The sequence below is a fragment of the uncultured Acidovorax sp. genome (assembly GCF_964021665.1).
Classification (GTDB): domain Bacteria; phylum Pseudomonadota; class Gammaproteobacteria; order Burkholderiales; family Burkholderiaceae_C; genus Acidovorax; species Acidovorax temperans.
The window spans coordinates 12,507-34,215 of record NZ_CAXIAK010000036.1 but is presented as its reverse complement, the minus strand read 5'-3'; the positions used below and the strand labels follow the sequence as shown (position 1 = coordinate 34,215).

Genomic DNA, 21,709 nt, shown 5'->3' with positions numbered 1-21,709 from the left:
CAAAAAGAATTGGGAGGATTCATGATGCCACATTTATGACACAGTAAGACTAGGACCTGCCGGAAAAACATTCGCATAACATTGCAGACGTACGAAAACCCCAAAAGGAGAAATCGATGGACCGTCGCCACTGGATCGCGCTGGTACTGGCCACTGCTGCAGGATCTGCAGCCGCACAAGCCTACCCGAACAAAATCATCAAGCTGCAGGTGCCCTTTGCACCCGGCGGCACCACCGACATCATTGCCCGCGTGATCGCCGACCCGCTGGGCAAGGCCCTGGGCCAGAGCGTGATCGTTGAAAACAAGGCGGGTGGCGGTGGCATCGTGGGCGCCAATGAAACGGCCAAGTCAGCCCCGGACGGCTACACGCTGGGCATTGCCACGGTTTCCACCACAGCGGCCAACCCGGCCATCAACCCCAAGACGCCCTACAACCCGCTGACGGACTTCACGCCCATCATCAACATCGCGGCCACGCCCAACATCATTGCGGTGCACCCCAGCTTTCCGGCCAAGGACTACAAGGGCTTTGTGGCTGAGCTGAAGAAGTCCGCAGGCAAGTACTCGTACTCGTCTTCGGGCACCGGCGGCATCGGCCACCTGCAGATGGAGCTGTATAAGAGCCTGACCGGTACGTTCGTGACGCACATCCCCTACCGGGGTGCAGGCCCCGCCCTGAATGACACGGTGGCGGGCCAGGTGCCCATGATTTTTGACAACCTGCCCTCAGCGCTGCCCTTCATCAAGGAAAACCGCCTGGTGCCCATCGTAGTGGCAGCGCCTCAGCGCGTAGCGGCCCTGCCCAATGTGCCCACCTTCAAGGAAGTGGGCCTGGAGCCAGTGAACCGCATGGCCTACTACGGCATCGTGGGCCCCAAGGGCTTGCCCAAGGAGGTGGTGGACAAAGTGAACGCTGCCGTGCGCAAGGCGCTGGAAGACCCGGCCGTGAAAAAGCGCATCGAGGACACCGGCTCCATCGTGGTGGGCAACACGCCCGAGCAGTTTGCCCAACAGATCAAGGCCGAGTTCAGCGTCTATAAAGACGTGGTGGCCAAGCAAAAGCTGACGCTCGACTGAGCACTGCACTGAAGCAAAGCCGCGCGGGCCTGGCCTGCGCGGCTTTTTGTCATGGCGCGTACGGTGGGCGTGCTATCGTTTTTGGATGCTTGAAGACAGCCTGCGCGCGATCGATACCTTTGTAGATGCCCTGTGGCTGGAAGACGGCCTCTCGCGCAACACCCTGGCGGCGTACCGCCGTGACCTCACGCTCTACGCACAGTGGCTGGCACAGCAGCAGCCCCCGCTGGCGCTGGACGCCACAGCCGAAATGCACCTGAGCGGCTACTTTGCTGCCCGCCATGCGCAAACGCGCGCCACCTCGGCCAACCGGCGTCTGACGGTGCTGCGCAGGTACTTTCATTGGGCCTTGCGCGAACGCCGCATCACCCAAGACCCGACCCTGCGCCTGCAGGCTGCACGCCAGCCCTTGCGGGTGCCCAAAACCCTGTCGCAGGCCCATGTGGAGGCCTTGCTCAGCGCCCCTGACCTGGGCAACCCCCTGGGCCTGCGCGACCGCACCATGCTGGAGCTGATGTATGCCAGCGGCCTGCGCGTGACGGAACTGGTCACGCTCAAGACCTTTCAGGTGGGGCTGAACGAAGGCGTGCTGCGCGTGATGGGCAAAGGCAACAAGGAGCGGCTGGTGCCTTTTGGCGAAGAAGCGCGCAGCTGGCTGCAGCGCTACCTGCAAGAGGCGCGCGGCGCCATCCTGGCCGGGCAGCAGACGGATGACCTGTTCGTGACCCACCGCGGCGAGGGCATGACGCGCGTGATGTTCTGGGTGATTGTGAAAAAGTGGGCGCAGGTGGCGGGCATCACTGTGCCCCTGTCACCCCACACACTGCGCCACGCCTTTGCCACCCACCTGCTCAACCACGGGGCGGATTTGCGCGTGGTGCAACTGCTGCTGGGGCATGCCGATATTTCGACCACCACCATCTACACCCACGTGGCGCGGGAGCGGCTCAAGGCGCTGCATGCGCAGCACCATCCACGCGGCTGAGTCCTGCGTTGGGATGAGGGGCTCGTGCACCCCGCAAGCAAAAAGGGCTCCGTTCGACGGAGCCCTTTTTTGACTTTTGAACGAAGGCGTTCTGTGTATCAGTCTCCGTTCAGGTCTTCGGCCCAGGCCAGCGCCTGCAGGTGGGCCCAGTTGACCTGGCGGTTCGACAGATGCAGTTCGTCGGCCACGCGGGCAAACGTCGCGTCATCGCCAGATTCACAGGCCTTGGTCAGCTCCAGGAACGGCGCGAATACGCCGGTGCCGTGCAGCAGGGCATCTGTCACCGGCTGGGGCAGGGCCACCGATTCGAGGGCTTTTTCCAGCGGCACGTTCAGCATCGTGTCGAGCAGCGAGAACACCCCCACCACGAACGCGTTGTCGCATTCCTCCGGGGGCAGCAATTCGGCCGCCAGCAGCTCCATCAGGCGTCCGCGCACCACGGCGGTCTGGCCCACGGCAGGAGGGGATCCATCGCGCGAGGTGGTCATGAGCAGCGCCGCCCAGCGGAACAGCTTCTTGAGGCCCAGGATCATCACCGCGTGGCGGAAGGAAGTCACTTCGCACGACAGTCCAAACCCCGAGGAGTTGATGAAGCGCAGCAGGTTGAAAGACAGAGTGGGGTCTTTCTTGAGCAGGTCTTCGATCTCGCTGGTGTCCGCCTGTTTGCGCACCAGGTTGATGAGCTGAATGATGGTGGCTTGCGAAGGGCGGATGGTGGTGGCTTTGACCAGGGAGGGCTTGGCAAACCAGAAGCCCTGGAACAGTTTCACGCCCAGGTTCGACATCATCTGGAACTGTTCGGCGGTTTCCACCTTTTCAGCCACCAGCGTGGCTTTGGCGTATTGGCTCGCAAACTTCACCAGCGGGCCTGCCAACTCGGGCTTGAAGGTCTGCAAGTCCAGCTTGATGAAGGAGGCCAGGGGCATCCAGCTGGCGTAGGGCTTGCGCAAGGCGTTCTGGTTCAGCGCCAGGCGAAAACCGCGTTCGCGCAGAGCCTGCAGCACGGGCACGCGCTGGTCGATTTCTTCCTGCGTTGCGGTGTCGGGCAGTGGGGGCACTTCCAGCACCACTTTTTCGGGGTGGATCAGTTCCAGGTGGCCGCCAGCCAAGCTCTCATGCGTGCAGTTGATGAACACCGTTTTCTTGCCCACCAGGGCTTCGGTGCCCGCATAGGACAAGGCGTTGAACAGCAGCGCGGCATCGCTGGCGGCGGTGTGGGCATCCGATGCGGTGGAACGGTCAAACAACTCGTAACCGTAGACCGCGCGGTTGTGGTCCACGATCGCCTGGCGAGCAATGACGGCCATGTTGCTCGCGTCCACATCTTCCTGCGGGGGAGCGGTATCGGCGGGTGGGATGTTTTGTTCGGTGGTGCTCGACATGGTGCGGCTAGAAATGGATTGAGCGGAACGCTTCGTCACATTCTAGGCGCTGTCTTGACGGGGGCGGTGCAATGCCCGAGCACCGTGGGCGAGCCCTCGGCGGCTGGCACCCATCCAGCCGCGCGTTGCCGCCAGCGGCGCCATGCAAGCGGGCCGCTGGGCAGTTCACTCGGTCATCTGGTCTGCCCAGGCCAGGGCTTGCAGGTGGGCCATGTTGATCTGCTGGCTGCTCAGGTGCAGTGTCCCTGCCGCCTTGTGGAAAACGGCGTCGTCGCTCGATTCGCAGGCTTCAGCCAGCGTGAGCAGGTCGCCCAGCACGCCTTCGCGGCGCAGCAGGGCGGCGGCCACGGCGTCAGGCACGGTCAGCAGCTTGAGGGCCGATTCCATGGGAATGGACAGCATCACATCCAGCAGAGAGAAGATGCCCACCACGAACGCCTGATCGGCTTCTTCGGGGGGCATGCTCTCCAGCGCCAGCAATTCCATCAACCGGCCGCGCACCACGGCGGTCTGGCCCACCGAAGACGGCGCTGCACCCGTGCGTGCGGCCGTGAGCAGCAGGGCCGCCCAGCGGAACAGCTTTTTCAGCCCCAGCAGCATCACGGCCTGGCGGAAGGAGGTGATCTCCCGGTTCAGCCCAAACCCGGCCGAGTTGATGAGGCGCATGAGGTTGAACGCCAGACCGGCATCTTTCTTCAGCACCTCTTCAATATCGTCGGTGCTGGCTTGCTTGCGCACCAGGTTGATGAGGTGGACGATGCTGGCCTGTGCGGGAGAGAGCAGCTTAGTCTCCACCAGCGAAGGGCGCGCGAACCAGTAGCCCTGGAACAGTTGCACCCCTTGGCTGGAAACCATGTCGTATTGCTGGGCCGTCTCGACCTTTTCGGCAATCAACTCCGCCTGGCTGTTGCGTGCGGCGTAGCGGATCAGCACGGCCAGCTGGTCAGGGGCCAGCACGGACAGATCCAGCTTGATGTAGTCGGCCAGGGGCAACCAGGCGGCGTAAGCCGATTCGAGCACGGTGTGGTTGAAGGCGAGGTGAAAGCCACGATCACGCAAGCCCATGAGGATGGGCAGGCGCGTTTCCACCTCCTGCGTAGCTGCGTGGCCCAGCGGCGGAATCTCCAGCACTACCTTATCGGGGTCCAGCAGCTCCAAGTGGCCGCCCGAGAGGCTTTCGTGGGTGCAGTTCACAAAAATCAGTTTCTTGCCGACCAGCTCTTCCGTGCCCGCATGCGACAGCGCTGTGAACACCAGAATCACATCGGTGGCGGCGGTGTGCCCGATGCCGGTGCGCGAACGGTTGAACAGCTCATAGCCGATGACCTCCTGCTGGGCATTGACGATGGCTTGGCGCGCGATCATGGCCACAGTGGCTTGCCCCGATGTGTTGCTTGCAGGATAGGCCGCTGCATTGGCGGGTGTAGTGGACATGGCTGGCTACTCACGTGTGAACGATTCAAAAGATGCAAAAACAACCAACTCATTTTAGGGAGCGCCCAATTCCCGGGCGTTTCGCTCAGCCCTGCTGCAGCCATTGAAGTTCCGTTTCGGTGAATCCAGCGCGGCGGCGGGCGTCGTCGTTGAACGGCGGTTTGAGGCGCGGGGCTTCGTATTGCCGCACCAGGACGGCGTAGTGCGTTTCCGGGCTCAGCCCCTCGCGCTCGCACAGCCAACGGTACCAGTGGTTGCCGATGGCCACGTGGCCCACCTCGTCGTGCAGGATGGTATCGAGGATGGTGGCGGCAGCCAACGCATCGGACGTGCCCACCTGCCGAAGCTTGCGCTGAATCAAGGGCGTGGCGTCCAGCCCGCGGGCTTCCATGGTGCGCGGCACCAGGGCCATGCGCGCCACGATGTCGTGCTGCGTTTTCTCGCACATGGTCCACAGGCCCTGGTGCGCCGGGAAGTCTCCATAGTCGTAACCGTGCGCACGCAGGTGGCCACGCAGCATTTCAAAGTGCGTGGCCTCTTCGGCGGCCACCCGCAGCCAGTCGCGGTAGTAAGCCGGCGGCATGCCGTCAAAGCGCCAGATGGCGTCGAGCGCCAGATTGATGGCGTTGAATTCGATGTGGGCAATGGCATGCACCAGAACGGCACGCCCTTCGGGGGTGGCGGGCGAGCGCCTGGCCATCTCGGTGTGGCGCAGCAGCAGGGGGCGCTCGGGGTGCCCCGGCAGGGTGCCGATCTCAGCCGGGCTTGGGGTGAATTTCTCTGCTATCGAATATGTAGCTAGTTGCGCTTGCAGGGCAAGCGCTGCAGCCGATTTTTGATCAGGGTCGGCAAGTTGCAAAACCTGCAATGCACATTGGCGAAGCTCCATCCGTACAATTCTAGGCCCTGCTGCTGAGCGCACTGCACACGCTTTGTAACCAATTGGCAGCCCCTTTGTCTTCTCACCGGAGTGTGTTGCATGGCTTTGTATGAACTGGATGGTGTGGCGCCGCTGGTGCCGGGTTCCGCGTGGGTAGCCGACAGTGCCCAGGTTATGGGCGATGTGCATCTGGGTGAAGACACCAGCGTATGGTTTGGCGCCGTTGTGCGGGGCGATACCGCACGCATCAGCATCGGCGCGGGCACCAACATCCAGGACGCCAGCGTGCTGCACGCCGATTTTGGCCAGCCGCTGGTGGTGGGCGAGCGCGTCACCGTGGGGCACCAGGTCATGCTGCACGGCTGCACCATTGGAGACGAGTCGCTGATCGGCATTGGCGCCGTGGTGCTCAATGGAGCGAAGATTGGCAAGAACTGCCTGGTGGGCGCAGGTGCACTGGTCACCGAAGGCAAGGAATTCCCCGATGGATCGATGATCATCGGCGCCCCGGCCAAGGCCGTGCGCGAATTGACGCCCGAGCAGATCGAGGGGCTGCGCCAAAGCGCGCTGCACTACATCGAGAACGCCCGCCGCTTCAAGCAGGGCCTGCGCCGCATTGATTGAGATCTTCGCGCCTTCTATTTTTGTTTTTCTGGAATCCCCGAGTGTCTGAACTCCACAAGTTTTTGTTTGAAGGCCTGCCCGTGCGCGGCATGATCGTGCGGCTGACCGATGCCTGGACCGAGGTCCTGCAGCGCCGCAACAGCAATTCGGCCACCGGCGCTTATCCCGCACCGGTGCAGGAGTTGCTCGGCGAGATGGCTGCGGCCGGTGTGCTGATGCAGTCCAACATCAAGTTCAACGGCGCGCTGGTGCTGCAGGTGTTCGGGGATGGCCCGGTGAAGATGGCGGTGGCGGAGGTGCAGTCGGACCTCAGCCTGCGCGCTACCGCCACCATCAACGGCGACATCGCTGCCGATGCCCGGCTGAGCCAGATGGTCAATGTGGGCGGCGGCGGGCGTTGCGCCATCACGCTGGACCCCAAGGACCGCCTGCCAGGCCAGCAACCCTACCAGGGCGTGGTGCCGCTGCACGGCGACCATAACGAAAAACTCGAACGCCTGTCGGATGTGCTGCAGCACTACATGCTGCAGTCGGAGCAGCTGGACACCGTGCTGGTGCTGGCGGCCAACAGCGAGGTGGCTGCGGGTTTGCTGATCCAGCGCATGCCTATGAAGGGCGAGGGCAATCTGGCCCAGGGGCTATCGCACCGCGAGAACGAAGACCAGATTGGTCACAACGAAGACTACAACCGCATTGCCCACCTGGCTTCCAGCCTGACCCGCGACGAGTTGCTGACCCTGGATGTAGACACCATCCTGCGGCGCTTGTTCTGGGAAGAAAAGCTGCTGCGCTTCGAGCCCTTGGAGGGCGAGCGCGGCCCGCGCTTTGCCTGCACCTGCAGCCGCGAACGCGTGGCCAATATGCTGCGCGGCCTGGGCGCTCAAGAGGCTGAAAGCATTCTGGCTGAGCGCAGCGAGATCGAGGTGGGTTGCGAGTTCTGTGGCCAGCAATACCGCTTCGATGCGGTGGATGCGGCGCAGCTCTTCCTGCAATCTGCTGCCGCCCAACCGCCTGCGCCATCGGGCGTTCAATAAGTCCGCGCCGCTTGCCCCAGGCCGATGGGGCGGGTGTGGTGTGCCGCCCCAAGGTGCTGATCAGAGCCCTCCCAGAGGGTGACGATTGTTGACAGATAGTTTGACGGACCTCTCCTAAGATCCTTCCCAGAAGGAAGGGTTTGCATGGATTTTTTCCGTCGATTTTTGGGAGTGTCGGCATCCAACGCAGGGGCTCAGGCTGGCCCTGCTGGCGAGGCCATCGCCCTGGCTTCGCCGCCAGAAGATTCGGTGCCTGCCGAGCTGGATGTGGACGCCGCCATCAACGCGCACGAACGCTGGAAAGCCCGCTTGATGGACTACCTGGAAGGGCGCTTGCCAGTGGGGCTGGACCCTGATGTGATCCGCCGGGATGACTACAGCGCCTTGGGGCGCTGGCTGCATGGCGTGGGCGCCGATGTGCTGGGTCACCACCCTGCTTACCCTTTGCTGATAGCGCGGCACCGCTACTTTCACGAACAGGCAGCCGAGATGGTGCAATGGGCCCAACAGGGGGGGTGGGACCATGTGGTCGCCGTCCTCAATGGCCGCTACCGGTTTGCTTCCAACCAGATCGTGCTTCTGCTCAAATCTATCCGGCAGGGTGTGAAGCAGGAAGCCTGAGGAACGTTTCGGCCGCAGCCCAAGGCTGCGGTGTTTTCGTCACCGCGTGGCAGCCAGCCGCAGTGATGTGAACAGGCGGTGCTCGCAAACCGGGTCGCTGCATTTTTCACAGCCCCAGGAGCGCATTTTCAAGCGCCCCTGGTCATCTTCCTCATCTCGCCCATCCGCACTACCAACGGGCGCTCTTGTGAGGCTCACTGCGGTAGATGGGGACGAGGCTTGCAGCGCCTGGGCTGCGGCCAGCGCGGTGGTCAGGCGGCGGGCGGTGCTGCCATACACCACCCGGTAAGGGGTGCCGCTGGCCTGAAGCTGGCGGCGCAGTTCGGCGTCGCGATGCTCGCGGTTTTCCTGTTCAGCGGGGGGGCAAGGCCAGTCGAGTCCCGTCAATAACGTGATGGGAACGGGCGAGAGCAAGGAAGCCAGTGGGGGAGCCGCGAGCGCGCTGTCAGCGTCGGGCAGGGCTTGCATCAAGGGATGTAGCTGAGCCGTTTGCACGCCCAGCTCGGCAGTCAGCGCTGCCAGAAGTTCATGCACTCCGCTGTGCGGTGCGCCCACGAGGTGAATAGCCATGGGCGTCAGAGGCTAAGGGGAGTTGTGGAGAGGGTGTGGCTGGTGCAGCGGAGTTCAACGCGGGGTGAACTGCACGTACACCTCGCCTTGCTTGACCATGCCCAGTTCGCTGCGGGCTTTTTCTTCCACCATGTCCAGACCTTCCTTCAGATCGTGGACTTCCGAGGCCAGCCGTTCATTGGCCTGGCGCACCTGCGCGTTGGCTGCTTTTTGCGCCTCGATTTTTTGCTGCATGGCAGCCACCTGGGGCAGACTGCCGCGCCCCAGCCACAACTGCGCATGCAGTGCGACCAGCAGCGCCAGCAGGACAACAGGGACCAATCGGATGCCCATGGGGTGGCCTCAGAGAAGGAGGTCAAGCACAGGGCCGCGCCGCGCTCGCACAGCGGCGCATGCCCTGCAGTACATCAACGCAGGTTGTAGAAGGCTTCGCGGCCGGGGTAGTGGGCAACGTCGCCCAGGTCTTCTTCAATGCGCAGCAGCTGGTTGTACTTGGCGATGCGGTCCGAGCGCGACAGCGAGCCGGTCTTGATCTGGCCTGCATTGGTGCCCACGGCGATGTCGGCAATGGTGCTGTCTTCGGTTTCGCCCGAGCGGTGCGAGATCACGGCGGTGTAGCCAGCGCGCTTGGCCATTTCGATGGCGGCAAACGTTTCGGTCAGCGTACCGATCTGGTTGATCTTGATGAGAATCGAGTTGGCGATGCGCTTGTCGATGCCTTCCTTCAGGATCTTGGTGTTGGTCACGAACAGGTCGTCACCCACCAGCTGCACGTTCTTGCCCAGGCGCTCGGTCAGGATCTTCCAGCCGTCCCAGTCACCTTCGTGCATGCCGTCTTCGATGCTGATGATGGGGTACTTGTCGCACCACGATGCCAGCATGTCCGTCCACTGCTGGGCGGTGAGCTTGAGGCCGCCTTCGCCTTCCAGCACATACATGCCGTCCTTGTAGAACTCGCTGGCAGCGCAGTCCAGGCCCAGGGCGATCTGGTCGCCAGCGGTGTAGCCCGCGGCTTCAATGGCTTGCAGGATCAGCTGGATGGCTGCTTCGTGGCTTTCCACGCTGGGGGCAAAGCCGCCTTCGTCGCCCACGGCAGTGCTGATGCCCTTGTCGTGCAGGATCTTCTTCAAGGCGTGGAACACTTCCGCACCCCAGCGCAGGGCTTCGCGGAAGGTGGGGGCGCCCACAGGGATGATCATGAACTCTTGCAAGTCCAGGCTGTTGTTGGCGTGCGCGCCGCCGTTGATGACGTTCATCATGGGCACGGGCAATTGCATGCTGCCCATGCCGCCCAGGTATCGGTACAGGGGCAGGCCGGATTCTTCGGCGGCAGCGCGGGCCACGGCCATCGACACGGCCAGCATGGCGTTGGCGCCCAGGCGGCTCTTGTTCTCGGTGCCGTCCAGGTCGATCAGGGTCTGGTCCAGGAAGGCTTGCTCGGAAGCATCCAGGCCCAGCACGGCTTCGCTGATTTCGGTGTTGATGTGTTCCACGGCCTTGAGCACGCCCTTGCCCATGTAGCGGCTCTTGTCGCCATCGCGCAGCTCAATCGCTTCGCGGCTACCGGTAGATGCGCCCGAGGGCACAGCGGCGCGGCCCATCACGCCCGATTCGAGCAGCACGTCGCATTCGACGGTGGGGTTGCCGCGGCTGTCCAGCACTTCGCGGCCTACGATGTCAACGATGGCACTCATGGTTTTTCCTTTTACAGAAGTTTCAAGTCAAATCGGGTCCTGGCGCTTATGTGGAAAGCGCCATTAGCTATCAAAATCAGAGCATCAAAGGCCTTCGACGCAGACCAGTCGCATGATGGCTGCGCCTTCGCGGGCGGCACGGGCCTTGCCGTATTCTGGCGAGCGGTAGAAGGCCTTGGCGGCCTCGAAGCTCGGGAACTTGGCAATCACCACGCGCTCTGGGGCCCAGTCCCCTTCCATCACTTCCACTGCACCGCCGCGAACGCAGATTTCAGCGTTGTGGGCCTGAAAGGCCGCAGTGGACCATTTCTTGTATTCCTCGTACTGGGCAGGGTTCGTCACGCGGACGTTGGCGATGATGTAGCCGCTGGGCATGTGGTCAGGCTCCAAAGTTGTTTTCGAGGAATCCGTTTTTCTTGGTCACGTCGTCGAGGGCCACCAAGGTTTCCAGCAGCGCCTTCATGTGCTTGAGCGGCACGGCGTTGGGGCCGTCGGACCAGGCTTCGGCGGGCTTGGGGTGGGTTTCCATGAACAACCCTGCCACGCCCACGGCCACACCGGCGCGGGCCAGCACGGGCACCATGTCGCGGGCGCCACCGCTCACGGCACCCAGGCCGCCGGGCTTTTGCACCGAGTGGGTCACGTCAAACACCACGGGCGCGCCAGACTTGCGCATCTCGGCCAGGCTGGTCATGTCGGCCACAAGGTTGTTGTAGCCAAAGCTCACCCCGCGTTCGCAGGCCAGGAAGCGGTCTTCCGACAGGCCGGCTTCGTTCGCGGCAGCGCGGGCCTTGTCAATGACGTTCTTCATGTCCCAGGGCGCGAGGAACTGCCCCTTCTTGATGTTGACCGGCTTGCCCGACTGGGCCACGGCACGGATGAAGTCCGTCTGGCGGCACAGGAAGGCGGGTGTTTGCAGCACATCGACCACGCTGGCCACGGGGGCGACCTGCGATTCGTCGTGTACGTCGGTCAGGATGGGCAGATGCAACTGGCGGCGCACTTCGTCCAGGATCTTCAGGCCCGCGTCCAGCCCCACGCCGCGCTGGCTGGTGCCAGAGGAGCGGTTGGCCTTGTCGAACGAGCCCTTGTAAATCAGCGGAATGCCCAGCGCGGTGCAGACTTCCTTGAGCTGGCCTGCCACGTCCAGTGACATCTGCAGGCTTTCAATCGAACAGGTGCCCGCGATGAGGAAGAACCGGTGGTTCAGGCCGACGTCGAATCCGCACAGTTGCATGGCCGTTTCCTTCAGGCTTTTTTCGTCGTTTGCTGGTGTTCCACCGCTGCCTTGATGAAGGCGTTGAACAGCGGGTGGCCATCCCAGGGGGTGGACTTGAACTCGGGGTGGAACTGCACGCCGATGTACCAGGGGTGCACGGTGGTGGGCAGTTCCACGATTTCGGTGAGCTGCTCGCGCTGCGTCAGGGCCGAAATTACCAGGCCCGCCTTGCGCAACTGGTCCAGGTAGTTCACGTTGGCTTCGTAGCGGTGGCGGTGGCGCTCGGTCACCACGTCGCCATAGATGCGATGGGCCAGGGTGCCGGCCTGCACGTCAGACGATTGCGCGCCCAGACGCATCGTGCCGCCCAGGTCAGAATTCGCATCGCGCGTCTTGATGGTGCCGTCGGCATCCTTCCACTCGGTGATCAGTGCGATCACGGGGTGCTTGGCCTGTGGGTCGAACTCGGTCGAGTTGGCACCTTCCAGCCCTGCGACGTGGCGGGCGTATTCGATGGTGGCCACCTGCATGCCCAGGCAGATGCCGAGGTAGGGCACCTTGTGCTCGCGGGCAAACTGGGCGGTGCTGATCTTGCCTTCCACACCGCGGCTGCCGAAGCCGCCGGGCACCAGAATGGCGTCGTACTTGGCCAGCTTGCCAGCGGCGTTGGCGCTGTCGATGGTTTCGGAATCCAGGTGCTCGATCTTCACGCGCACATGGTTCTTCATGCCGGCGTGGCGCAGCGCTTCGTTGACGGACTTATAGCTGTCCGACAGATCGACGTACTTGCCCACCATGGCGATGGTGACTTCGCCTTGGGGGTGCTCGGTTTCATGCACCAGTTCATCCCAGCGCTTGAGGCTGGTGGGTGGGGTGTTCAGGCGCAGCTTGTCGCAGATCAGGCCGTCCAGACCTTGCTCGTGCAACATGCGGGGCACCTTGTAGATGGTGTCCACGTCCCACATGCTGATCACGCCCCATTCGGGCACGTTGGTGAACAGCGAGATTTTTTCGCGCTCTTCTTCCGGCACCGGCTTTTGTGCGCGGCACAGCAGCGCATCGGGCTGGATGCCGATCTTGCGCAGCTCTTGCACGGTGTGCTGGGTAGGCTTGGTCTTGAGCTCGCCGGCCGTGGCAATCCAGGGCAGGTAGGTCAGGTGCACGAAGGCCGAGTTGTTGGGGCCGAGCTTGAGGCTCAACTGGCGCACGGCTTCAAGGAACGGCAGCGATTCAATGTCGCCCACGGTGCCGCCCACTTCGCAGATGGCCACGTCCACCGCGTCGTCGGTGCCAATGCCCGCGCCGCGCTTGATGTATTCCTGGATTTCGTTGGTGACGTGCGGGATGACCTGCACGGTCTTGCCCAGGTAGTCGCCACGGCGCTCTTTTTCGAGCACGGACTGGTAGATCTTGCCCGTGGTGAAGTTGTTGGACTTCTTCATGCGCGTTTCAATGAAACGCTCGTAGTGGCCCAAGTCCAGGTCGGTTTCTGCGCCGTCGTCGGTCACAAAGACCTCGCCGTGCTGGAAGGGGGACATGGTTCCTGGATCTACGTTGATGTAGGGGTCAAGCTTGATGAGGGTGACTTTGAGTCCCCGCGATTCGAGGATCGCGGCAAGGGAGGCTGAGGCGATTCCCTTACCGAGGGAAGACACCACACCGCCGGTGACGAAGACAAATTTGGTCATGTCGTTTTATGGTGGTGGGAAATTGGGATTATAGATGGGCGCTACCTTCGCGCTCTTGCGGGCCTGTGCATAGCCCGCGCTGGGGTCTGCTAAATTCGCGCCCATGAATGAGCTTGCTGGCAAACACATTGTTCTGGGTCTGAGTGGAGGCGTGGCTTGCTACAAGGCGGCCGATTTTTGCCGCCAGCTCATCAAGGCGGGGGCCACTGTGCAGGTCGTGATGACCGAGGCCGCCGAGCAGTTCATCACGCCCGTCACCATGCAGGCCTTGTCGGGCCGCACGGTGTACGGTTCGCAGTGGGATGCCCGCGAACCCAATAACATGCCGCACATCAACCTCAGCCGCGAGGCTGATGCCATCGTGATTGCGCCGTGCAGCGCTGATTTCATTGCCCGCCTGGTGCAAGGCCGGGCCGACGAGCTGCTGAGCCTGATGTGCCTGGCCCGGCCCATCGACCGTGTACCCCTGCTGCTGGCGCCCGCCATGAACCGGGAGATGTGGGCGCACCCCGCCACCCAGCGCAACCTGGCCCAGGTGGCGCAGGACGGTGCCACGGTGCTGGGTGTGGGCAACGGCGACCAGGCCTGCGGCGAAACCGGCGATGGGCGTATGCTGGAGCCCAGCGAATTGCTGGAAGAGGTGATTGCCTTTTTTGCCCCCAAGGTGCTGGCAGGTCAAAAAGTGCTGATCACGGCCGGCCCGACGTTCGAGGCCATCGACCCCGTGCGGGGCATCACGAACCTTTCGAGCGGAAAAATGGGTTTTGCCATTGCCCGCGCTGCGCGTGAAGCGGGTGCCGACGTGACTCTGGTGGCAGGGCCTGTGCATTTGCCCACGCCCCGCGGCGTACGCAGGCTGGATGTGAAATCAGCACAAAATATGCTCGAAGCCGTTGAGGGGCAAGCGCAAGGCGCTACTCTATTTATAGCAACTGCGGCCGTTGCGGACTGGCGCGTGGCAAGCCAGTCCACCGAAAAAATCAAGAAGGATGGCTCTGGCCAGCCCCCGGCGCTGAATTTTGTGGAGAACCCCGACATCCTGGCCCGCGTGGCCCAATCGCCCCGCGCCCAGTCTGGGGCGTTGTACTGCGTGGGCTTTGCCGCTGAAAGCCACGATTTGCTGGCCCATGCCACTGCGAAGCGTTTGCGCAAGGGTGTGCCGCTGCTGGTGGGCAACATTGGCCCCGCCACTTTTGGTCAAGACGACAATGCCCTGCTGCTGGTAGACGAGCAGGGCCACCGCGAACTGCCGCATGCCTCCAAGCGCGCACTGGCGCAACAACTGGTCGCAGAAATAGCTCGGCGGTTGCCGCGCTGAGCGTGGCGCACCTTGTTGTGCGCCAGCCATGGCGAAGATCAGGGCTTTCTGCGGTGCGCGGAAGGTTTTCGCCGTAGGCCTCCCATTTACTGTCTCAAGAGAACCTGTTTCATGAAGATCGACGTCAAGATTCTTGATCCGCGCATGGCCGAGCAACTGCCGACCTATGCCACCCCTGGCAGCGCCGGCCTGGACCTGCGCGCATGCCTGGATGCGCCCCTCACGCTGCAGCCCAACGCGTGGCAGCTGGTGCCCACGGGCATCGCGGTGTACCTCAAGGACCCTGGCTATGCCGCGTTGATCCTGCCCCGCTCGGGCCTGGGCCACAAACATGGCATCGTTTTGGGCAACCTGGTGGGTTTGATCGACAGCGACTATCAGGGGCCGTTGATGGTGAGTGCCTGGAATCGCAGCGATGTGGCGTTCACGATCGAGCCGATGGAGCGCCTGGCACAAATGGTCATCGTGCCCGTAGTGCAAGCCCAGTTCAACGTGGTGACAGACTTCGTGGCGACCGAGCGCGGCGCTGGCGGCTACGGATCTACCGGCACTGCCTGAAGTGGCAAAGCGATAGGGCGGCTCATCGTGATCCAGCCCGCCATGTCAGATTTTTCTTACGTTTGGTAGGGCTTGTTACTGACCTGCGCTGTGGTCGGCGTGCACTGGATGCGGCGTTGAATCGTTGGTGTGATGGATAGTGCTTAGATCGTGCGGGTGCATGTTGCGTTCGCGGCACCCGATTGCCACCCCTTCAAGGAGAAACTGATGCGCCATTTCCACCGTACCGCCGTTGCAGCCGTCTCTGCTGCCGCCGTGTTGGCATTGACCGCTTGTGCGAGCAATCGTAACGACCCCTATTACGGCGGCGGCTACCAGGGCACAGCCCCTGCGTATCCCGCGCCTTCACAGAACCCATACGCCACGGAATTCGGGCGTGTGAGCAATATCGAGGTGCTTCATAACCAAAGCCGCGGTGGCGGGCAAACATCGGGTGCCGGCGCAGTGCTGGGTGCCGTGGTGGGCGGGGTGCTGGGCAACCAAGTGGGCAAGGGCTCAGGCCGCGCAGCAGCCACTGCCGTGGGTGTGATTGGCGGCGCCGTGGCCGGCAACGCGATTGAGGGCCGCAACAACCCCGGTGACGACGGCCAGGGCTATCGCATCTCGGTCCAGCTCGATCAGGGCGGCTACCGGGCCTACGACGTGAGCTCGCCCGGCGATTTGCGCATTGGCGACCGCGTGCGCCTTTACAACGGCCAGATTTCTCGCCAATAACCCAGCGCATCCAGTGCGTTGAACCCCCGTAGTGTTCATGCGGGGGGCTCATCCCACCGGGGCTGGGCTTGTGCGGGTTTCAGTGCAGCAACTGGTTGCCGGGCGCCTGGGCTTCAATGCGGAAGAAGCCGGTACCTGCCGTGCCGCGGCCTACTTCCTCTTCGGTGGCTTCGCGCACCGACTCCACCTTCAGTTGCAGGCGCAGTGCAATGCCCGCCAGTGGGTGGTTGCCGTCGAGCACGATGTGTTCAGGGTAAATTTCTGCCACGGTGTACAGGCCGGTACGGGGTGCATCGGGGTTGCAACCTTCGGGCAAAGCCGTGCCTTCAAAAGTCATTCCTTCTTCCACTTCGGCAGGGAAAAGGTGGCGGGGTTCCAAGAAGAGCAGCTGGTCGTTGAAGTCGCCAAAGGCATCCTCAGGTTCCAGGTGCAGTGACAGCTTGGCGCCTGCGCTGTGGCCTTGCAGGGCTTCTTCGATGCGGGGCAGCAAATCGTTGCCGCCCAGCAGGAATTCCACCGGCTCATCCAGCACGTCGAGTTCTTCACCAAGGGTGTCTTTGAGGGTCCAGGTCAGTGCGACCACGCATTGTTGGGTAATTTCCATAGGAGAATTGTCGCAGTTTGACCAACAGCCCCGCCAGGGGCAGGTGCCTTCATCCATGGATATCCAACAACCCTTGACCCTGCTGGGTGGTCTCACGCCAGCCCAGTTCATGCGCCGCCATTGGCACAAAAAGCCTTTGCTGGTGCGCCAGGCCATTCCCAATTTCCAGCCACCGGTGCTGCGTCCCGAGATGTTTGCGCTGGCGGCCGAGGAATCTGTGGAGTCGCGCCTGGTGCAACAAATCAAGGGTGGCTGGAAGCTCCGCCATGGCCCGTTTGCGCGCCGCTCCTTGCCCGCAATGAGCCAGCGCGAGTGGACGTTGCTGGTGCAGGGGGTTGATCTGCACAACGATGCGGTGCACCAGTTGATGCAACAGTTCCGGTTTGTGCCAGAGGCGCGGTTAGACGATTTGATGATCAGCTACGCCACTGACGGTGGCGGGGTAGGGCCGCATTTCGACAGCTACGATGTCTTTTTGTTGCAGGCCCACGGTCGCCGTCGCTGGCGCATTGGTCGCCAGAAGGACTTGACCCTCAAGGAAGGCATTCCTCTCAAGGTGCTGGCGGAGTTTGAGCCGGAGGAGGAGTTTGTGCTGGAGCCGGGCGACATGTTGTACCTGCCTCCTCGCTATGCTCATGACGGGATTGCCGAGGGCGAATGCATGACCTACTCGATAGGCTTCCGTGCGCCCGCCCGTGCCGAACTGGCTCAGGAGTTGCTGGTGCGCCTGTCGGAGGATGCGGCGGAGGATGAGCAGGTGCAGATGTACCGCGATGCCAAGCAGGAAGCGGTGGCAGAGCCGGGTGCGATTCCTGCCGAACTGCAAGCCTTTGCCAAGGAGGCGCTGGAGCGTGCCCTGTCGCAGCCTTTGGCCTTGGAGCGCGCCCTGGGTGAATACCTGACCGAGCCCAAGCCCAACGTCTGGTTTGAAGCCAGTGATGGTGGCGCCATGCTTGAAGCGGTGCGCCTGGACCGCCGCACGCGCATGATGTACGACGCGCAGCACATCTTCATCAACGGCGAAAGCTACCGTGCTGGGGGCAAAGACGCCACCTTGATGCGCCGCCTGGCCAACCAGCGCTACCTCAGCTCCAAAGACATCCAGCGTGCCAGCGACGAGGCGCTGGAGTTGCTGTCGATTTGGTGCGGTGACGGCTGGGCGCACGCCTGCTCGGACGACACCACTACCCCATGACTACCAGCGTCTTGCCTGTGTCCAGCCCCTCCGGCCTGCCCGAGGGGCGGTTTGCTGGGCGCGAGGCTTTTCAGCAAATGGTGCGCGACGCCTTCGCCACTGCTGCATGCGAGGGCTGGGCCGAAATTCTGATCAGCGATGCCAACTTTCACGATTGGCCGCTGGGGGAGCGGGCAGTCGTGGAGTCGCTCCAGGCCTGGGCAAAAGGTGGGCGGCGCTTCACCATGCTGGCCGTCAGCTACGACGATGTTATTCGGCGGCACGCGCGTTTTGTGGGGTGGCGCGGCACTTGGGATCACATCATGACCTGCCGCAAAAGCCCCTCGGCGGACCCTCTGGAATTGCCCAGCGTGCTCTGGTCGCCTGGGTGGGTCATGCAGCGACTGGATCCGGTGCGATGTGCTGGCGTGGCGGGAGGCGAAGCCGATCGCAGAGTGCTGGTGCGCGAGGTTCTGAACGAATGGCTGCGCAGTAAAAGTTCCCCCGGTTTCCCATCCACCACGTTGGGACTTTGATGCCCGTCAAGCCTGGGGTAAGCTCGCGCCGCAGCCAGCGCTCCACAGGGTGTTGCGTCTGCGCCTATGTCAACTTGCTGTAAACCTTTTTTCAGTGTTAGTCACTATTGACTAAATGCCAATATAATTTACGGCTGCACCGCAAAATGGTGCAACTGTCAAATGCATTGCGCCAATGCGTACCAGGGCTTCAACGCGCCGGTCGCCGTGGCTTTTCAAGATTTTTGTTTGTCCAACTAGGAAATTTGAAATGAAGAACTCCGTCGTTCTGGCCGCTCTGATCGCTGCTGCTGCTCTGGCCGCTTGCGGTAAAAAAGAAGAACCCGCACCAGCACCTGCTCCCGCAGCTGCTCCCGCTCCTGCTGCTGAAGCCGCTCCTGCAGCCCCAGCTGCTTCCGAAGCTGCTCCTGCTGCTTCTGACGCCGCCGCTCCTGCTGCTGACGCTGCCAAGGCTGCTGCTGACACCGCTGCTGCCGCTGCCACTGGCGCTGCTTCCGAAGCCAAGTAATTCGTGATGAGGTAGCCTTTCCGCAGGGAGAGGTTGCATCGCCACCCCAAAGCCCCGCTTTTGCGAAAAAGCGGGGTTTTTGTTTTTGGTGGCACCATGCCGTTGCTCATATTGCAACGGGGCAGCCGTTGGGGTCATCGCTTGCTTTGCCAGCAGGATTTGCTTTCTATCCAGCCATTCCCACCGAGATCCAAGGCGTTCCCTCCGTCTGGCGGGCCACGCCGATGCGCTCAGGCGGCCAATCCAGCGCGCTGGCCAGGGCCTCCTGCGCCAGCGCGGGTGTGTTGTTGTGGGCGCTCAGGTGGGCGGCCACCACGTGGCCTAGCGACGGGTGTTTCAGCGCTGCCAAAAGCTCAGCGGTCGCTGTATTGGCGATGTGACCATAGGGGCCTGCAATGCGGCGTTGCAGGAACAGAGGGTAGCGCGATGCCGCCAGCATGGCAGGGTCATGATTGGCCTCCACCAGCAGGGTGTGACAGCCCGCCAGTTGCGTTTTGACATGCTCGCTGGCGTGTCCCAGGTCGGTCAGAATGCCCAGGTGCACTGCGCCATCGGTGCCTCTCAGTTGCAGCGGTTCGCGGGCATCGTGCGGTACGGTGAAGGGAGTGGCTTGCCAGCAGCCCAGGTCGATGGGCTCCAGGTCGTGAGCAATGCACAGCAGCCCGTTGAAGTCCGGGGAGCCCAGGGCGGCATGTGTGCCGTGGCTCATCCAGATGGGGATGCGATGCTTCAGTGCGATAGACCGCGCGCAGCCAATGTGATCTGAGTGCTCGTGGGTGATGAAGATGGCCGCAATGTCGCTCCAGGCTAGGCCCGCCTGGTCCAGCCGGGCTGCGAGCTGCCGCACGCCCAGGCCGCAATCCACCAGCAGGCGGCGTGTGCGCAGCCCGTCGCTGCCTTCAATCAAGGTCGCGTTACCGGCGCTGCCGCTGCCCAGGTTTTTCAGTCGCAGCATGGGAGACGTTTTGCTGTGTGCATAAAAAAAGCCCCGCAGCCCTGTGGGGAGCTGGCGGGGCACGTCAGGCGCAGGGCCTGAGTGGGCAGAGGGTTACTTCAACTCGTCGGCAATCACGCGAACAATGCGCTCTGCGTTGGCGGACGACTCGGGGGCGCCAGCTTCGTTGAGCACGGACACGGTGGAGGCATTGCCCTCGCTGCGCACGGCGATGCGGTACTTCAGCGGTGGAACGGCAGCAGACGAGCCGCCAAAGAGCTTGCCAAAGAAGCCGGGCTCTTTCTTGTCGGCGTTGGGCGCCACATAGCGCACGAAGTACAAACCGTCGTTGCGGTTGCGGTCTTCCACAGTGAAGCCGGTGCGGTCCAGGGCGAGGCCCACACGGCGCCAGGCGCGGTCAAAGTTCTCAGCCAGTTGCACCACGGGCGCGTTGTTCACCGTGGCAATGCGGGCTGCCGGGGTTTGCTGCGTAGGCGCGGTGGCGGCAATCGCCTTGGATTGTTCCTGGCTCACGCCCAGCTTGACCATCAGGCGGCGCAGAAATTCAGTTTCCAGCTCGGGGTCTGCCGCGCGGGGCTGCCAGACGGTCTGGTCCTTTTGGGTGTTGGTGTACACCTCGATCATGCCGCGGTGGCTGATGAAGATGTCGGTGCCGCCGTTGGCGTTGCGCTCCAGGCGGGTGCGGAACTTGTCGCGTTCGCCAGTGGAGTACAAAGAGTCGAACACCTTGCCCAAGGTAGCACGGACGACATCCTGCGGCAGCTTGGCACGGTTTTCGGCCCAGTCGGTTTCCAGAATGCCCAGGTTGGCCTGGTCCTGGGTGAAGATGAAACCGCTCTCCAGCCAGAACTCGCGCACGGGCTCCCACAGCTTTTCTGCGGGACGGTTGACCACGAGCCAGCGCTGGTTGCCATCGCGCTCGATGCGTACGTCGCCTATGGATGTGGCGGCAGCCTGACTGGCGGCAGTAGGTTGCGCCGCTTGCTGGCCTGCCTGCAGAGCGGCTGCAGAAACGGTGCCGCCAGGCACGGCGTAGCGCGAATCTTTGGCGAGCTGGGTCAGGTCGGGGGGCACTTCCAGGGTCGAGCCCTTGGTGGCGCTTTTGTAGTCGATCTTGTCGCCTTCAAGGGTCGAGCAGGCTGACAGGGCAGCAACAAGGGCCAGCAGGCCCAGGCGGGTATTTGCGTTCACTCGGAAATCCTTGGAATGTCGGGGAGGGTTCGCGGCTCAGAGCAGGCCGCTGCTGCGCAGCGCGCCTTCGACCACGGCTTCGTTGCTCTTGGACAGTGGAGTCATGGGCAGGCGCAAGGTTCCGCCGCAAAGGCCCATGCGGGCCACCGCCCACTTCACGGGAATGGGGTTGGCTTCCACGAACAGGTTCTTGTGCACGGGCATCAGCTGGAACTGGATTTCCATGGCGCGGCGCGCGTCACCTGCAATGGCAGCCACGCACAGTTCGTGCATCAGCCGGGGGGCCACGTTGGCTGTCACGCTCACGTTGCCATGGCCGCCGCACAGCATGAGGGCGACGGCGGTGGGGTCGTCACCCGAGTAGATGCCGAAGCCCTTGGGGGCTTCGCGGATGAGCCACTGGGCGCGCTCGATGTTGCCGGTGGCTTCCTTGATGCCGATGATGCCTGGCACCTGGGCCAGGCGCAGCACGGTGTCGTGCTGCATATCGGCCACCGAGCGGCCGGGCACGTTGTAGAGGATGGTGGGCAGGTCACCCACGGCCTCGGCAATCGCCTTGAAATGCTGGTATTGGCCTTCTTGCGTGGGCTTGTTGTAGTAGGGCACCACCTGCAGTTGGGTGTCAGCCCCTACCTTCTTGGCGAACTTGGCCAGTTCGATGGCTTCGGCGGTGGAGTTGGCACCGCAGCCGGCCATGATGGGCACGCGCTTGGCGGCTTGCTCCACGGCCACGCGAATGATTTCGCAGTGCTCTTCCACATTCACCGTGGGCGATTCGCCCGTGGTGCCAACGACGCCGATGCAATCGGTGCCTTCAGCGATGTGCCAGTCGATCAGTTTGCGCAAGGCGGGGTAGTCAACGCTACCGTCCTCATGCATGGGGGTCACAAGGGCGACGATGCTGCCGGTGAGGGGCACGGAAGAAGAGGTCATGTCCGCAG

Annotated in this window: 24 protein-coding genes; 11 read left to right on the top strand and 13 right to left on the bottom strand. The window is 62.9% G+C overall.

Features of this window, described 5'->3' with window-relative positions; all coding sequences use genetic code 11:
- Positions 1–116 precede the first annotated feature (116 nt).
- Positions 117–1,079, top strand: coding sequence for a tripartite tricarboxylate transporter substrate binding protein BugE (locus tag AADJ04_RS09820; RefSeq protein ID WP_207374343.1), 963 nt, complete (start codon positions 117–119; stop codon positions 1,077–1,079).
- Between the two features lie 85 nt (positions 1,080–1,164).
- The gene (xerD, locus tag AADJ04_RS09815) at positions 1,165–2,064 is read left to right on the top strand and encodes a site-specific tyrosine recombinase XerD (RefSeq protein WP_066693714.1); all 900 of its coding nucleotides are present in this window, start codon (positions 1,165–1,167) and stop codon (positions 2,062–2,064) included.
- Positions 2,065–2,162: 98 nt separating this feature from the next.
- On the opposite strand, the gene AADJ04_RS09810 is transcribed toward xerD, so the two are convergent.
- The 3 genes from AADJ04_RS09810 to AADJ04_RS09800 form a co-directional block, all read right to left on the bottom strand.
- Entirely contained in the window at positions 2,163–3,446 is a 1,284-nt protein-coding gene (locus AADJ04_RS09810) for an HDOD domain-containing protein (RefSeq protein WP_341239502.1), read from the bottom strand.
- A gap of 165 nt (positions 3,447–3,611) precedes the next feature.
- Entirely contained in the window at positions 3,612–4,880 is a 1,269-nt protein-coding gene (locus AADJ04_RS09805; protein ID WP_341239501.1) for an HDOD domain-containing protein, read from the bottom strand.
- Positions 4,881–4,965: 85 nt separating this feature from the next.
- Entirely contained in the window at positions 4,966–5,769 is an 804-nt protein-coding gene (locus tag AADJ04_RS09800) for a ferritin-like domain-containing protein (RefSeq protein WP_341239500.1), read from the bottom strand.
- Between the two features lie 90 nt (positions 5,770–5,859).
- Between AADJ04_RS09800 and AADJ04_RS09795 the strand changes: the two genes are divergently transcribed.
- From AADJ04_RS09795 to AADJ04_RS09785, 3 genes are all read left to right on the top strand, one after another.
- Positions 5,860–6,384 carry a gamma carbonic anhydrase family protein gene (locus AADJ04_RS09795; RefSeq protein WP_341239499.1) on the top strand — a complete coding sequence of 175 codons (525 nt, stop codon included), beginning with the start codon at positions 5,860–5,862 and terminating at the stop codon, positions 6,382–6,384.
- Positions 6,385–6,425: 41 nt separating this feature from the next.
- Positions 6,426–7,418, top strand: coding sequence for an Hsp33 family molecular chaperone HslO (locus AADJ04_RS09790; protein WP_341239498.1), 993 nt, complete (start codon positions 6,426–6,428; stop codon positions 7,416–7,418).
- Positions 7,419–7,562: 144 nt separating this feature from the next.
- Entirely contained in the window at positions 7,563–8,039 is a 477-nt protein-coding gene (locus AADJ04_RS09785; protein ID WP_341239497.1) for a CZB domain-containing protein, read from the top strand.
- A 39-nt stretch (positions 8,040–8,078) separates the two neighbouring features.
- Here AADJ04_RS09785 and AADJ04_RS09780 read toward each other — a convergent pair whose 3' ends face one another.
- From AADJ04_RS09780 to AADJ04_RS09755, 6 genes are all read right to left on the bottom strand, one after another.
- Positions 8,079–8,609, bottom strand: coding sequence for a hypothetical protein (locus AADJ04_RS09780; RefSeq protein WP_341239496.1), 531 nt, complete (start codon positions 8,607–8,609; stop codon positions 8,079–8,081).
- Positions 8,610–8,663: 54 nt separating this feature from the next.
- Positions 8,664–8,942, bottom strand: a complete 279-nt coding sequence (gene ftsB / locus AADJ04_RS09775; protein WP_044401446.1) for a cell division protein FtsB — start codon at positions 8,940–8,942, stop codon at positions 8,664–8,666.
- Positions 8,943–9,016: 74 nt separating this feature from the next.
- The gene (gene eno, locus AADJ04_RS09770; protein ID WP_341239495.1) at positions 9,017–10,303 is read right to left on the bottom strand and encodes a phosphopyruvate hydratase; all 1,287 of its coding nucleotides are present in this window, start codon (positions 10,301–10,303) and stop codon (positions 9,017–9,019) included.
- Between the two features lie 84 nt (positions 10,304–10,387).
- Positions 10,388–10,678, bottom strand: a complete 291-nt coding sequence (locus AADJ04_RS09765; protein ID WP_288482021.1) for a DUF1330 domain-containing protein — start codon at positions 10,676–10,678, stop codon at positions 10,388–10,390.
- Positions 10,679–10,682: 4 nt separating this feature from the next.
- A complete protein-coding gene (gene kdsA / locus AADJ04_RS09760) occupies positions 10,683–11,540 on the bottom strand; it encodes a 3-deoxy-8-phosphooctulonate synthase (RefSeq protein WP_273624747.1) in 858 nt (285 codons plus the stop codon).
- Positions 11,541–11,551: 11 nt separating this feature from the next.
- The gene (locus AADJ04_RS09755) at positions 11,552–13,210 is read right to left on the bottom strand and encodes a CTP synthase (protein ID WP_288482025.1); all 1,659 of its coding nucleotides are present in this window, start codon (positions 13,208–13,210) and stop codon (positions 11,552–11,554) included.
- A gap of 103 nt (positions 13,211–13,313) precedes the next feature.
- Between AADJ04_RS09755 and coaBC the strand changes: the two genes are divergently transcribed.
- The 3 genes from coaBC to AADJ04_RS09740 all read left to right on the top strand — a co-directional run bounded on the left by coaBC (position 13,314) and on the right by AADJ04_RS09740 (position 15,800).
- Complete coding sequence (coaBC, locus tag AADJ04_RS09750; RefSeq protein WP_044401459.1) at positions 13,314–14,528, top strand: bifunctional phosphopantothenoylcysteine decarboxylase/phosphopantothenate--cysteine ligase CoaBC; 1,215 nt, start codon at positions 13,314–13,316, stop codon at positions 14,526–14,528.
- Positions 14,529–14,639: 111 nt separating this feature from the next.
- Complete coding sequence (gene dut / locus AADJ04_RS09745) at positions 14,640–15,086, top strand: dUTP diphosphatase (RefSeq protein WP_198846203.1); 447 nt, start codon at positions 14,640–14,642, stop codon at positions 15,084–15,086.
- A 207-nt stretch (positions 15,087–15,293) separates the two neighbouring features.
- Positions 15,294–15,800 (top strand): glycine zipper 2TM domain-containing protein, encoded by a 507-nt coding sequence (locus tag AADJ04_RS09740; RefSeq protein ID WP_341239494.1) that lies wholly within the window; start codon positions 15,294–15,296, stop codon positions 15,798–15,800.
- Between the two features lie 79 nt (positions 15,801–15,879).
- On the opposite strand, the gene AADJ04_RS09735 is transcribed toward AADJ04_RS09740, so the two are convergent.
- A complete protein-coding gene (locus tag AADJ04_RS09735) occupies positions 15,880–16,404 on the bottom strand; it encodes an FKBP-type peptidyl-prolyl cis-trans isomerase (RefSeq protein WP_044401469.1) in 525 nt (174 codons plus the stop codon).
- 55 nt (positions 16,405–16,459) lie between these two features.
- Between AADJ04_RS09735 and AADJ04_RS09730 the strand changes: the two genes are divergently transcribed.
- The 3 genes from AADJ04_RS09730 (at position 16,460) to AADJ04_RS09720 (ending at position 18,622) form a co-directional block, all read left to right on the top strand.
- Positions 16,460–17,599 (top strand): cupin domain-containing protein, encoded by a 1,140-nt coding sequence (locus AADJ04_RS09730; protein ID WP_341239493.1) that lies wholly within the window; start codon positions 16,460–16,462, stop codon positions 17,597–17,599.
- The gene (locus AADJ04_RS09725) at positions 17,596–18,114 is read left to right on the top strand and encodes a hypothetical protein (RefSeq protein WP_341239492.1); all 519 of its coding nucleotides are present in this window, start codon (positions 17,596–17,598) and stop codon (positions 18,112–18,114) included. The genes AADJ04_RS09730 and AADJ04_RS09725 overlap by 4 nt, the downstream gene beginning before the upstream one ends.
- Before the next feature lie 250 nt (positions 18,115–18,364).
- Entirely contained in the window at positions 18,365–18,622 is a 258-nt protein-coding gene (locus AADJ04_RS09720; protein ID WP_066785041.1) for a hypothetical protein, read from the top strand.
- Positions 18,623–18,788: 166 nt separating this feature from the next.
- On the opposite strand, the gene AADJ04_RS09715 is transcribed toward AADJ04_RS09720, so the two are convergent.
- From AADJ04_RS09715 to dapA, 3 genes are all read right to left on the bottom strand, one after another.
- Positions 18,789–19,577, bottom strand: a complete 789-nt coding sequence (locus AADJ04_RS09715; protein WP_341239491.1) for an MBL fold metallo-hydrolase — start codon at positions 19,575–19,577, stop codon at positions 18,789–18,791.
- Between the two features lie 93 nt (positions 19,578–19,670).
- Positions 19,671–20,768, bottom strand: coding sequence for an outer membrane protein assembly factor BamC (bamC, locus tag AADJ04_RS09710; RefSeq protein WP_341239490.1), 1,098 nt, complete (start codon positions 20,766–20,768; stop codon positions 19,671–19,673).
- 36 nt (positions 20,769–20,804) lie between these two features.
- Complete coding sequence (gene dapA / locus AADJ04_RS09705; RefSeq protein WP_341239489.1) at positions 20,805–21,701, bottom strand: 4-hydroxy-tetrahydrodipicolinate synthase; 897 nt, start codon at positions 21,699–21,701, stop codon at positions 20,805–20,807.
- Positions 21,702–21,709 lie beyond the last annotated feature (8 nt).